The 13,277-nt window shown below is 70.6% G+C and carries 6 protein-coding genes; 3 read left to right on the top strand and 3 right to left on the bottom strand.

Annotated features, from left to right (window positions below):
* The first annotated feature begins 24 nt into the window (after positions 1 to 24).
* The 3 genes from FHW12_RS12690 to tsaB all read left to right on the top strand — a co-directional run bounded on the left by FHW12_RS12690 (position 25) and on the right by tsaB (position 10,218).
* Positions 25 to 7,926, top strand: coding sequence for a carboxypeptidase regulatory-like domain-containing protein (locus FHW12_RS12690; protein WP_182531408.1), 7,902 nt, complete (start codon positions 25 to 27; stop codon positions 7,924 to 7,926).
* Between the two features lie 168 nt (positions 7,927 to 8,094).
* Positions 8,095 to 9,414, top strand: a complete 1,320-nt coding sequence (creD, locus tag FHW12_RS12685; RefSeq protein ID WP_220484448.1) for a cell envelope integrity protein CreD — start codon at positions 8,095 to 8,097, stop codon at positions 9,412 to 9,414.
* A gap of 117 nt (positions 9,415 to 9,531) precedes the next feature.
* Entirely contained in the window at positions 9,532 to 10,218 is a 687-nt protein-coding gene (tsaB, locus tag FHW12_RS12680; protein WP_182531407.1) for a tRNA (adenosine(37)-N6)-threonylcarbamoyltransferase complex dimerization subunit type 1 TsaB, read from the top strand.
* Between the two features lies 1 nt (position 10,219).
* Here tsaB and FHW12_RS12675 read toward each other — a convergent pair whose 3' ends face one another.
* The 3 genes from FHW12_RS12675 to FHW12_RS12665 form a co-directional block, all read right to left on the bottom strand.
* Positions 10,220 to 11,326, bottom strand: coding sequence for an acyltransferase family protein (locus tag FHW12_RS12675; RefSeq protein WP_182531406.1), 1,107 nt, complete (start codon positions 11,324 to 11,326; stop codon positions 10,220 to 10,222).
* A gap of 5 nt (positions 11,327 to 11,331) precedes the next feature.
* The gene (locus FHW12_RS12670) at positions 11,332 to 12,450 is read right to left on the bottom strand and encodes a class I SAM-dependent methyltransferase (protein WP_182531405.1); all 1,119 of its coding nucleotides are present in this window, start codon (positions 12,448 to 12,450) and stop codon (positions 11,332 to 11,334) included.
* A 101-nt stretch (positions 12,451 to 12,551) separates the two neighbouring features.
* The gene (locus FHW12_RS12665; RefSeq protein ID WP_182531404.1) at positions 12,552 to 13,274 is read right to left on the bottom strand and encodes an MBOAT family O-acyltransferase; all 723 of its coding nucleotides are present in this window, start codon (positions 13,272 to 13,274) and stop codon (positions 12,552 to 12,554) included.
* Positions 13,275 to 13,277 lie beyond the last annotated feature (3 nt).

The following is a 13,277-nucleotide window of genomic DNA, read 5'->3' as shown; positions in this document are numbered from 1 at the left end:
GGAGTGGCGCGTTTCCGGGCCGTCGTGGCCTCGCTTCTGGCGTGCGCGTTCGCGTGCGGCGTGCACGCGCAGGCGGTGCCGCCGTCGGTGCAGCGCGGCGTCGACTGGCTCGGCGCGCAAGTGCAGGGCAACGGCTCGCTCGCGGGTGAGGGCGCCGCGATCGCGACGCCGATGCAGGCGCGCATGGAGACACTCGTCACCCTGCATGCGCTGTCGAGCACGCCGGCCTCGCTCGCGGGCGTCATCGCGGCGAACAGCGACGGCAACGTCGAATACGTCGCGCGCCGGATCCAGGCGGCCGCAGCGGCGGGCCAGCCGAACCCGAACGACGTCGCGACTTTGCTCGCGCTGCAGAACGACGACGGCGGCTGGGGCCTCACGCGCAGCTATGCCAGCGATGCGCTCGACACCGCGTTCGCCCTGCAGGCGCTGCGCGCCGCGGGCGCACCGGCGCCCGTCGCCGCCGAGGGCCTCGCGTGGTTCGCGCAGGCGAAGCTCGCCGATGGTGGCTGGGGCGTGTCGGACGCGTCGTCCGTCTATCTCACGGCCAACGTGCTGATCGCCGCGGACGCCTGGTCGGACCAAGACGTGAACGGCGTCGTCGCCGCCGCGGCGACGACGTGGCTGCTCGGCGCGCAGAACGTCGCGCACGATTACGGCAATGCCTTCGAGGATGCGTACGGCCTGCTCGCGCTCGCGACGCAGCCGTCGCAGAGCGCGGCGCTGCCGCCGCTGGTCGCGGCCCTCGACGCCGCGCAGGCGGGCAACGGCAGCTGGGGCGACGATCCGTACGTGACCGCGCTCGCGCTGCACGCGCTGTGGTACGCGAGCGCGCCGCCGACGACGATCGACAGCGGCGACGTGCGCGGGCGCGTGGTCGACCAGGCGACCGGCCAGCCGCTTTCCGGCGCGAGCGTGAAGCTCGCCGAGAACGCGGGCTTCGCCGCGACCACCGCCGGCGATGGCGGCTTCCATCTCGCCGGCGTGCCGGCGGGCAACTACACGTTGCAGCTGTCGCGCAGCGGCTACCAGTCGCGCGCGCTCGGCATCCAGGTCGTCGCCGCGACGAACCTCGACACCGGCGCGATCGCGCTCGCGCCCGTCGCGACCACGTCGAGCCTGTCGGGCGTGATCAAGAGCAACACCGGCCAGGCGTTGCAGAACGTGATCGTCTCGGTCGGCAGCCGTTCCACGCTCACCGACGCGAGCGGCGCGTACCAGCTCGGCGCCATCCCGCCGGGTGCGGCGACGATCACTGCGAGCCTCGGCGGCTATCGCACGGTGACGGCGAGCGTGACCTTCGTCGCCGGCACGAACTACGTCTTCTCGCCGACGCTGTATCCGACCAACGTGACGCCGCCGGCGACCACGCTGCAGGGCAGCGTCGTCGACGCGACGACGCGCCAGCCGATCGCCGGAGCGAGCGTCGTGCTCGGAGGTACGCCCCAGGTCACTGCGGCGGACGGCACGTTCGTGTTCACCGGCGTCAACGTCGGTGCGTTCAGCGCGACGGTGTCGGCGAACGGCTACCAGGGCGTCGTCGTCAGTGGCAGCCTCGTGCAGGGCCTCAACGACATCGGCGCGATCGCGTTGCAGACCGCGCAGATGACGACGTCGCTGCACGGCCGCGTACTCGACGAGCACGGTGCGCCGATCGCGAATGCGACCGTCGCCGTCGAAAGCGGGCCGAGTGCAGTCAGCGGATCGGACGGCAGCTATGCCGTTGCGGGCATCGTCGGCACCGCGTTCGCGGTGGACGTTTCGGCGAGTGGCTACGTGCCGCAGGGCTTCGCCTTCACGATCACCGCGCCGGGCGACTACGCGCAGGACTTCAGCCTCGTCGCGCAGCAGACCGACGCGGTCACGCTCGGCCCGCTCACGGTCACGCCGGCGAGTGCTGGCTCGAACGCGAACCTCGCGGTCAGCACGACGCTCGTCAACGGCGGCTCGACCACGTTCGACGGCGTACTCCTGCTCGAGGTGTACGACGCTGCGCACGCACTGGTCGGCAGCGGGCCGCTCACCGATGCGAGCGGTTTCGGCATCGGCGCGATCTCGCTCGCGGCGGGCGAGCACCTCGGCATCATCGGCCGCTGGAACACCGGCACGTTCGCACCGGGCAGCTACCAGTTCGAACTGCGCGTCGTGCAGCCGGGTTCGGTCACGCGCACGAATCCGCTCGGCACGCTCGTCGTCAACCAGGTCGCGCCGTTCACGATCGTCGCGACGACGCATTTCGGCGGCACGGTCGCCGCCGATCCGCCGGTGATCCAGGCCGGCCTGAACCAGCCCGTGGCGCTCGCCGCGGTCATCAAGAACGACGGCAATGTCGCGTTCCCGGCGCAGCCGATGCAGCTCGCCGTGGTCGACACGCACAGCGGCGCGATCGCGTTCAGCGCGAGCGCCGACCTCGGCCAACTCGCGCCGAGCGGACTCGCCTCGCTCGACTTCGGCAACTGGACGCCGTCCGCGGGTGGTGATTTCGATCTCGTCGTCACCGCGGCGAACCCCGCGCTCGGGCGCGTCACCGGCAGCCTCTACGTCGGCAACGTCGCGCAGGCCGCGTTCAGCGCGACGCCGGACACGGTGCTCGCGGGCACGCGCACCGTGCAGGGCAACATCCACGTCAGCGGCGCCGATCCCGCGCACGCGACGATCAGCGATCCGCTCGCACCGCTGATCCGCACCGCGATCCAGAAGGCGGTCGCGTTCAACGATCCCGCCGCGCGCACGTGGATCGACACCAATCGTTGCTCGAGCTGCCACATCGGCAACCAGGCGCTGATCGGTGGCGAGCTCACGCGCGAGCTCACGTCCTTCAGCGATTTCGACCGCAACGCGATCCTCAACAATGTCTCGACCAACCAGGGGCAGGACGGCGGCATCACGCAGGGGTACTGCTGCAGCTACTACCGTCGCCTCGGTTCACTGACCCTGTGGGGCCTGCTCGGCTACCACAACCTCGGCGAATTCCCGGCCGTGCTCAAGCGCGCGGGCGACTGGGTCGTGAACTTCCAGGCGAGCAACGGCAACTGGTCGTCCGACTACAACGCGGCCTGGTTCGACAACGACATCAGCATGTCGATGCTGAACCTGTCGAACCTGCGCCGCGTCGGCGACTTCCTGCGCGCGAACGCGCCGGCCAGCGTGCCGACCTGGGGCAGCGCGACGCTGCTGGCGAGCCAGCCCGGTTCGAGCCGCGGCTCGCTGCTCGCCGCGTCGAGCGGCAACCTTTACTACTCCGACCAGAGCGGGGCGACGGTGTACCTGGTCCGCCCCGACGGTTCGCTTGTGCAGAAGTGGACCGGCATGAGCGACCCGCGCAGCATCGTCGAGCGGCCCGACGGCCAGGTGTGGGTGAGCACCGCCGGCAACGTCTATCGCCTGAATGCGGACGGTACGCGCGTGGCATTGCCGGCGACCGGCTTCGACACGCTGTCGGTCGGCAGTGACGGCACGGTCTGGGGCACGGTCTGGGGCAACCGCAACGTCTATCGCTTCGACGACACGGGTGCGGCGAGCATCTGGGTGCAGAACGGACCGTTCCAGCAGCCGGTGACGATCACGCCGAACGACGACGGCAGCCTCTACGTGCCCGACTACTACAACGGCCGCGTCTATCGCGTCGCGCCGGACAAGACGGTCAGCCTCGCCTTCGAAGTGATGCAGGGCGCGGGCGCACCGCCGAACCTGTTGCAGCTGTTCAAGGACGGCGACCACTGGCTGCTGTCGACGACCAACGGCATCTATCGCTTCAGCGAAGCCTGGGAAGGCCAGCGCCTGACCTACACGCAGGCGAACCAGATGACGCACCTCGCCGACGGCAGCGTCGCCTACGTCGCGAGCGGCCGCAGCGGCATCTACAAGCTCGTGCCGCAGAGCGAAACCGTCGCCGATTCGCTCGCGCACTACGACACCGCGATCGATCGCGGCACGACCTGGCTGCAGGGGCAGTCGGTCGCGACCAACGACAACATGCACCTCGCGCAGCAGCTGTGGGGCCTCGGCGAGGCGTACCGCTATTACGAGGCGTCGAACCTCGCGCGCGCGGCGAACATCAAGGCCGCGATGGCGACGATCGCGACGCGCCTGCGCGCGAACCAGAATGCCGACGGTGGCTGGGGGCGCTACACCGGTTACGGCAGCGATGCGCTCGTCACGGCGCAGGTCGGCCTCGCGATCGACTACACGAACCCGTCGGCGGGCGATCCGGCGATCCGCAAGGCGGTCGCCTGGCTGCTCACGCAGCAGCAGGGCGACGGCTCGTGGACGAGTTCGAACGGCATCATGAGCACGCACGAGTCGACCACGACGATGGTCGCGATCTGGTTGCCGACGATCCTCGATCGCCTCGGCAGCATCGACGCGACCGTGTCGGCGACGTTCCCGCCGAACGTGCAGCCTTCCGACTTCGTGCCCGTGCCGGACCAGAGCACCACCGACGCCGCCGGCAACCTCGTCGTGAGCTGGGCGCTGACCGGCGTCACGGAGGACGGCCGCGACCTCGCGTTCGCGCTGCGCCTCGTCGACATGCAGCCGGGCGAGCAGCGCGCGGTCGCGTCCGACGCGCACATGACGTTCGCCAACAGCTTCACCCAGCAGATCGTCACGATGCCGATCGACGTGCCGGTCGTCACCGCGGACTCGGTCGTTTCGCTCGGCGTCGTCACCGACCATCCCGACTATCCGAACAACGCGATCGCGCAGGTGACCACCACGCTCGTCAACGGCGACGGCATCCCGGTCAACGGCACGCTCGTCGTCGACGTCTACGACGCCGCGGGCGCGCTCGTCGGCCACGTCACGCGCGAGGACGTGACGATCCCGCAGGGCGGTTCGCTGCCGGTCACCGATCCGTTCCCGATCGGCACGATCGCGCCGGCGCAGTACACGGTGAAGGCGACACTCGCCGACGCCGGCCGCACGATCGCGCGCGGCCAGACCACGTTCAACGTGCTGCCCGACGGCGCCAACACGGCGGCGACGTCGACCGTGCACACCGATCGGCAGAGCTACAACCCGAGCGACCGCGTGCAGATCCTCTCGCACGTGCAGAGCCGATCGGTCAACGCGACGCTGTCGAACCTGCATCTGGTGGTCGACGTCTACGACGCGACCGACGCGCTGCAGTTCACGCACACGTACTCGATCGCCCAGCTGCTCGCCGGCCAGGGACTCGACTTCAGCGTGCCGCAGACGCTCGCCAATGCCGCGCCGGGCATCTACGCGGTCAAGCAGGACCTGTTCGACGCGCAGTCGAACCTGCTCAGCCACGTCGAGACCGCCTACAACGTCGTCTCGAGCAGCGACACCGGTTTCGGCCTCGTCGGCACGATCGGCGCGACGCCGAAGACGTTGCCGGTCGGCGCGACGCTCGCGCTCGACGCGAGTGCGGCGAACCAGGGCAACAGCGCGTTCGCGAACCTGCCGCTCGCGATCACCCTGGTCGATCCCGATACCGGCGAGGTGATGCAGCGCTTCGACCAGGTGTCGAACATCGGCGTCGGCGCGAGCGTGCCGTTCACGGCGAGCTGGATCACGCGCGGTCGCGTCGGCACGACCTACCTCGCGGTACTCAGCGCGACGGTCGGCAGCGGCGCGAATGCACACGAGATGGCGCTCGCGGTCGACACCTACCAGCTGCTGCTGAGCCTCGACGCCGACGTCGTGCTCGCCGCCGCGCCGCCGCAGAAGGCCGCGCTCGCGCTCGTCGACCCGGGCATGCCCGCGGCGCAAGGCACGCGCATCGCCGCCCAGCTCGGCACGCTCGGCTACGCGGTCACGTTCGCGACGACGCCGGCCGACTTCGCGGCGGGCGTGCGCAGCGGCGCCTATCGCCTGTACCTGCTGCTCGCGACGCAGGTCGAGGCCGATGCGACGACCCTGCGCCTCGTGCGCGAAGGCGTGCACCGTGGCGACGGCCTGCTCGTCGCCAACGGCAGGGCACGCTTGCCGGACGCGCTCGCGCAGGCGAACGGGCTCGCGGCGTCGGACGCGTTGGCGTCGATCAACGCGGCGTCGCTGGACGTGCTCGCCACCGCTCCCGGCGGTGCCGCGCACGCGACGTTCGCACCGACCCTCGCGAGCCGGATCGTCGTGCCGCAGGCGGCGCAGGTGCTCGCCGAACTCACGGGTCGCCTGCCGCTCACGCCGGAACAGGGCCGCCTGTCCGACGAACTCGCGGCGCACGGCCGCGTCGACATCGGCTACTACGGCAGCGACGCGGGCACCGGCAATACGCGCCTCTCGCTCGCCGGCCTCGGCCGCGTCCGCAACGCCGACGGCAGCGACCGCTACACGGCCTGGCGCATCCGCAACAGCGGCGCGACGGCGCGCAACGTCGTTCTCGCGAGCATCGCCGGTGGTTACAGCGCGAACCTCGCGGTCGGTGCGCACACAGACACGTACGTCGCGAGCCCGGTCGTCGCCGCCAGCGCCGACCATCGCCTGTCCGAAGGCGCGCAGGCGATCCAGACCGCTGCATCGCCCGCGACCGTGTTCAGCGATGCGCGCATCGTCGACGTCGGCGACAACCCCGGCGCGATCGCGCTGTGGGCGAACGCGACCGGCAACGACACCGCGCTGGAGTGGAGCGGCAGCCAGCACGAGAGCCACGGCGCCGTGCATTCCAACGGCGGCATCCGCTGGACCGGCGCGCAGAACACCGTCGACGGTCCTGTGCACTACGTGACGACGTTCGCCAACAGCGGCAGCCAGAACACGTTCAGCGTGCCGCCGCGCGCGGTGAGCCCGCAGCCGTTGCCGCAGCTCACGAACCTCGACGACTTCCGGCCGGGCGGTCCGGTGCAGGCCGCGCTCGGCGGCGCCTACCTCGACCAGTCGGCCGAATGCGCGCGCAGCCACCGCTGGCAACGCAACGGCAGCAGCATCGTGCTGCCGCCAGGGGTGTACTGGATCCCGTGCGACGTGAAGCTCGCCGGTTCGAGCTTCAGCGGCACCGTGACGCTGGTCAGCACGGGCTCGATCCAGTTCTCCGGCTCGAGCGCGACGTTCGACCCGTACTACCAGGGCCTGCAGTTCGCGACGACCTTGCACGGTCCGGATGCGGTCAAGCTCGCGACCTCGTCGATGACGCTCGGCGGCTACGTGTTCGCGCCGGCCGGCGGCATCGAGGCGTCCGGTTCGAGCAGCCTGTTCAAGTGCTCGCTGATCGGCGACACGATCCGCATGGCCGGAGCGAAGATCACGATCGATCCACGCGCGTGCGCCTGGGCCGGCGTCGAGCGGCGCGTGCCTGCGGTGCTCACCAACGCCTATGGCAGCGGCCGCAGTGCGTACGCGGCGTTCGACTGGCAGGCGGCGATCGGCACCTACGAGAACGCGGTGCCCGGCGTGCTTTCGCAGCTGTTCGGCGGCGTGCTGCCGACGCTCGCGCCGACCTCGGTCGAGCTGCGCGCTGGCTCGGTCGTGCCGCTGACCGCGACGGTGACGAACCATGCCGATCCGTTCCGCGGCACCCTCGTGCTCGCGGCCGACGACGGCTCCGCGTTCATGCCGGCGACGCCGTCGTGGGCGCTCGACTTCTCGCAACAGGGCAGCTTCGTCGCGCACTCGAACGTGCGGCTCGGGTACGGCGGCTCGACCACGATCGCGGCGACGGTGTCGTCGAGCGATCCGGTCGCGATCGCGCAATTGGCGCATGCCGAGCTCGCGATCACGCACCTGCCCGGCGACTCGATCGCCGATCTCGTCGTCGTCGCGAACGCGATCGGCAACCCCGATGCGCCGCTCGCGAGCGCGGTGACGGCGCTGCAGGCGGCACAGGCAGCATGGTCGGCGCAGGATCGCGAGACCGCGTTGCTGCGCCTGCTCGATGCCGCCGAAGCCTGCGGTCGTTCGGCCAATGCCCAGGCGGATGCGCTGCGCACGCGCATCGACTGGACGGCCTGGGCGATCGCGCACTGACGGCATCGGCGCGCCGAGTCGATCGGCGTCATCCCGGTTCGCCGGAGTGACGCCACCGCGGCGATCGCCACCGCGTCCGCGCATTCCGCCCGCAATCAGCCCGAATCCGCCCGCACCGCGCCGCGCGACGCGCGTGCAATGGTCGCTCCCGACGAACGGAGGCAGACCATGATTCCGCGATTCACGCCCGGCGTCACCGCGAAGGTGCTCGGGGTCGCATTGCTCGCGCTGTTGATGCTCATCCCGCTCGCCCAGGTCAACGACCTCATCGGCGAGCGCGCCGGCCGCGCGCAGGAGGCGGCGCGGCAGATCGCCGTGCGTTGGGGCGCGCCGCAGGTCGTCGGCGGACCGGTGCTCGCCGTGCCGGTGCGCTGCGAGCTCGAACGCGACGGCAAGCCGGTCACGCTCGAGCGCACCGAGTTCGTGTTGCCCGACCGCCTCGCGCTCGCCACGACCCTCGTGCCGGAGTTGCGCAGCTACGGCATCTACGAGAGCGTGGTCTACACCGCGACGATCAAGGCCGAGGGCCGCTTCGTACCGGGCGACGTCGCGCACGTCGGCGGCGACGGCTGCAGCGCGCAGTGGCGGCGCGCGGAGTTGCGCGTGCCGATCGCCGACGTGCACGGCATCCGGCGCGCGTCGGCGCTGCGGTTCGGCGCCGACACGCTCGAGTTCGGACCGGACGGCGCCGGCATCGGCAACCTGCCGGCGATCAGCGCCGCGGCCCCGTTCGACCCGTCGCTCGCGGTGCAGCCGCTGCCGTTCGCATTCGAACTGACCGTCGCCGGCAGCGAACGCTTCGCGGCGCTGCCGCTCGCGCGGCAGACCGAAGTACACGTCGACGGCGCGTGGGCGGATCCCGGCTTCGACGGCGCCTTCGTGCCCGCCGAGCGGCACATCGACGCGAACGGTTTCCGCGCCGACTGGCAGGTGCTCGACCTCAATCGGCCCGTGCCGCAGCACTGGTCGTCGCTGGAGGCGGCTTCGGTCGACCCCGGTGCGAGCGCGTTCGGCGTGAACCTCGTGCGCCCCGCGAACGCGTACCAGCAGAACGTGCGCGCGGGCAAGTACGGCCTGCTGTTCATCGCGCTCACCTTCGTCGCGTTCTTCCTGTTCGAAGTGCTGCGCGGCCTGCGCGTGCATCCGGTGCAGTACCTGCTCGTCGGCGCGGCGCTGTGCACGTTCTACCTCGTGCTGCTCGCGTTGTCCGAGCACGTCGGCTTCGGCGCCGCGTACGCGGTGGCGGCGAGCGTGACCGCGTGCATCGTCGGCGGCTACGCCGCGGCGATCCTCGCGCAGCGACGTGCCGGCCTCGCGCTCGGCGGCATGCTCGCGCTCGTCTACGCGTTGCTGTACGGCCTCGTGCGCAGCGAGGACTACGCGCTGCTCATGGGTTCGCTCGCGATGCTCGCGACCGTCGTCGCCCTGATGGCGCTGACGCGGCGGGTGGACTGGTACGCGGCCGGCTCGCGCGGTCCGGGTGCCTGAGCGCGCGCTTCGTGTCCGTCGCGACGCGGCCGCCGCGATGCCTCGCCGGAGCATCGCGGCTCCGCTGCGGCGGACGCGCGGACGGCAGTCGCCGCGACCCTTGCTAGAATCGGCGCCATGAACCTGCTCGCGCTCGAAACCGCGACCGAATCCTGTTCGGTCGCCCTGCTCGCCGGCGAACGCCTGTTCGCGCGCAGCGAACTCGCGCCGCGGCGCCACGCCGAACTGCTGCTGCCGATGTGCGAAGAGGTGCTCGCCGAGGCGGGCCTCGCGCGCCGCGGCCTCGATGCGATCGCGGTCGGCTGCGGCCCGGGCGCGTTCACCGGCGTGCGCCTCGCGATATCGGCCGCGCAAGGCATCGCGTTCGCGCTCGGCATCCCGGTCGTGCCGGTGTCGTCGCTCGCCGCACTCGCGCTGCAGGCGCCCGACGGCGACGTACCGATCCTCGCGGTCGTCGACGCGCGCATGGGCGAGATCTACGCGGGCTGGTTCCGGCGCGGCGCGGACGGCCTGGTCGAGCCGCTCGGTGCGGAGACGGTCGGACCGGCGGCCGACGTGCCGCTCGCGACGCACGCGGCGTGCCACGTCGTCGGCAGCGGCTGGTCGACCTACCACGAGGTACTGCGATCGCGCCTCGGCGTCGAACCCGCATGGGCGGAGGGCGACCGCTATCCACAGGCGGTGGACGTCGCGCGGCTCGCATTGCCGCGCGTCGGCGAGGGCGTCGCACCGGAACACGCGCTGCCGGTCTACCTGCGCGACAAGGTCGCGCTGACGCTCGACGAGCAGCGTCGCAACCGTTGACTCAGGCGGCGTCGGTCGATGCCGGCTGGCGGCGCGACCACGGCAGGCGATCCTTCCACGCCAGTGCCGGGCGCTCGACGACGTGCCACGAAAGCACGCCGAGCGAAAGCGCGAGCGGGAACGCGAGCAACGCGTCGCCCGCGGGCGTCACGCCCGGATCGAGGAACGCGACGAGCTGTTGCATCGGATAGCTCCACAGGTACAGCCCGTACGAGTAGTCGCCGACGCGGTTGAAACCGTGCCAGCGCAAGCGGTAGGCGAACCAGAACACGAACGCGGTCTCGGCGAGCGAGAACGCGATGGGATACGCGACCGTGCCGTGCACGCACGCGCAGGTCGCCGCGAGGACGAGCACGAGCGCACCGTGCACGGGGATGCGCTCGTGATGCAGCCAGCACAGCGCGCCGAGCGCGAACATCGCGGCGAGCCGCGGCGATTCCGGGATCGACACCAGCGGGTTGAGCCCGGGCGCGAACCAGCCGGACACGAGCAGCGCGACGATCACCGCGCTCGCCCATGCACGGCGCGCGAGCAGTCCGAACGCGCCGAACAACGCGACGCACAGGTACATGCGCGCTTCGACCGGCAACGTCCAGATCGAGCCGTTGACCGTGCCGTGGCGCGGATTGTGCGTGAACACACTCGGCAGGTTCCATTGCAGGCGACCGAGGCTGAGATTCGAGTACACGTAGCTGTACGTGTCCGGGTGGCCGAGGTAGTCGCGCAACGGAAGTTCGGTGCACGCGGCGCCGAGCACGAAGGCGCTGAGCAGCAGGCATGCGGCGTAGCCGGGCAGCAGGCGCAGCGCGCGCGCCCACACGAACGCGGGCAGGCTGTGCCGGCGCAGGAAGCTGCCGGTGACGAGGAAGCCGCTGATCACGAAGAACAGGTCGACGCCGATCGCGCCCGCGTAACGGCCCCAGCCCATGCGCAGGAACACGTCGACGGCCTCGGGTGCGTGGGCCGCGACCGCATGACCGTGCCCGTAGATGACGAGCGCGGCGGCGACGAAGCGCAGCAGCAGGAAATTGTCCGCGCGCGAACGCAGGCCGTCGGCGAGGCGGGTCGGCGGCAACCACAGGCGCGACGCGACCGAACGCGCATTCATCGCGGCTACGTCGCCGCCGACGGGCGCGTGCAGGCGTGCGCGGGCAATCCGTCGCGATGAAGGTAAGGTCCGGCGTACGGGCGATGGCGCATCACGGCCATCATGTGCGTCGGCGTGATGCGGCCGGCGAGCATGTCCGCCTCGTCGCGCGCGTGCACGCGATCGATGAAGTCGCGGTCCCAAGGCGCACCCGCATCGAAATGCGGGCCGAAGCTGCGGTCGATGAACGGATCGATGAGGTTGCCGTAGCCGACGAAGAGTTCGAAATCGAAACGGGCGAGCAGCAGCGGCAGGATGTCCTGTGCGCGGATGCCTTCGAAACCCGAGATCGAGCAGTCCCAGTTCTCAAACTGCTCTTCGTGGCGGCGCAACTGCACGTTCCGACGATAGGCGCGCGGCAACTCGCGCCAGTACTCGTGCACGATCGCCAGCGCCTCGGGCCAGCGCATGTGGCCGTTGCGGCCGATCATGTCCGAGGCGACGAAGCGGCCGTCGGGTTGCAGCGGCGCGTCGATCGCGTCGAACAGGCCTTCGAGGTTCACGACGTGGTGCAGGCTCTGGTTGGCGAGGATCGCGTCGTAGCGCGCGACGGGTCGCCAGTCGTTGAAATCGCCGCGGACCGCGTCGATCTGCGCCGACACGCCGGCTGCCGCGGCCAGCTCGCGTCCGCGCGCGAGCATCGCGTCGTTGATGTCGACGCAGTCGATCGTGAAGGCGTCCATGCCGCGCGCGACCAGCATCGCGGCGACGCGAACTTCGGTGTCGCAATTGCCGCAGCCGAGGCTCGCGAAGCGCGCGTGCCGGTTCGCCGCGCGTGCGTCGGCATGTGCGGCCGCGAGGTAGTTCGCGAAGAACTCGTCGGGATTGGCGAAGCCGAATCGCTCGAGCTGCGGGCGCAGGTGCCTGTTCGACCAGTAGTGGAAGATCGCGGGCAGGTCGTGCACCTGCGCCTGCTCGCTGAAGGTGGCGGTTTCCTCGGTGAAGCGCGCCCGGTAGGTCCGGTCGCCGAACCGCAGCGCCGAGGGGCGCCGGTAGTACCAGCCTCGCAGCGGCCGCTTGATCCATTCCGGCAGTCGCCGCGCGATGGGGCGGAGCCAGCGGACGAGGCGGTCGATGGCGGTCATGGTCGCGGCCGATCCAGGGTCGGGGCAGGCGATGCACGCGTGCCGGTAGCGTCTTGGTACAGCAATCCCTGCAGCTGCGGCAACAACCAGCGGGTGAAGCGCTAGATCTGGAACGCGAACGCGTATACGCCGAGCAGGGTCTGCGCGAACGACAATCCGGCCGGATGATCGAACACGGGATCGGCGACGAGGGCGAGGTTGTCGGCGAACACGAGCTTCTTCGCGTAGCCGAGCGCGATCAGCACGAGCGCGTACTTGACGTCGCCGAAGCCGATGCGCTGGTCGCCGTCGAGTTCGGCGAGGAACTCGCGCGCGCGCACGATCGGACCCGCCTCGATCTGCGGGAAGAACGCGACGGCGAGCGCGTAGTCGAGCAGGTTGCGACGCGGCGGCAGCACGCCGCGGTAGACGTCGATCGTGTAGGACAGGCTCTGGAACGTGTAGAAGGAGATGCCGACAGGCAGCAGCAGGTCGATCGGCGTGGCGTGCCAGGCCGGCGACGCGAGCAGGTCGACGCCGCCGTTCCAGGTCGCGATGAGCCAGTTGGCGTACTTGAACACGGCTAGGAAGCCGAGGTTGACGATCACGCTGAGCACGACGAGGCGGCGTGGCCGCGCCGTCTTCGGCAGGCGCAGCGCGATCGCGTAGTCGACCAGGGTCGAGAACCACACCAGCAGCAGGTAGTGCCACTCCCACTGGCCGTAGAAGTAGTAGCTCGCGCCGAGCAGCATGAGCTTCTGCGCCGTCGGCCAGCGGCTCAGCGCCTGGTTCAGCGCCAGGACGACGAGGAAGAAGACGAGGAAGTGGATCGAATTGAACAGCATCGG

The sequence above is a fragment of the Dokdonella fugitiva genome, assembly GCF_014138265.1.
GTDB classification, from domain to species: domain Bacteria; phylum Pseudomonadota; class Gammaproteobacteria; order Xanthomonadales; family Rhodanobacteraceae; genus Dokdonella_A; species Dokdonella_A fugitiva_A.
Note: the sequence above shows the minus strand (reverse complement) of the source record. Positions and strands in the feature narration are given on the sequence as shown.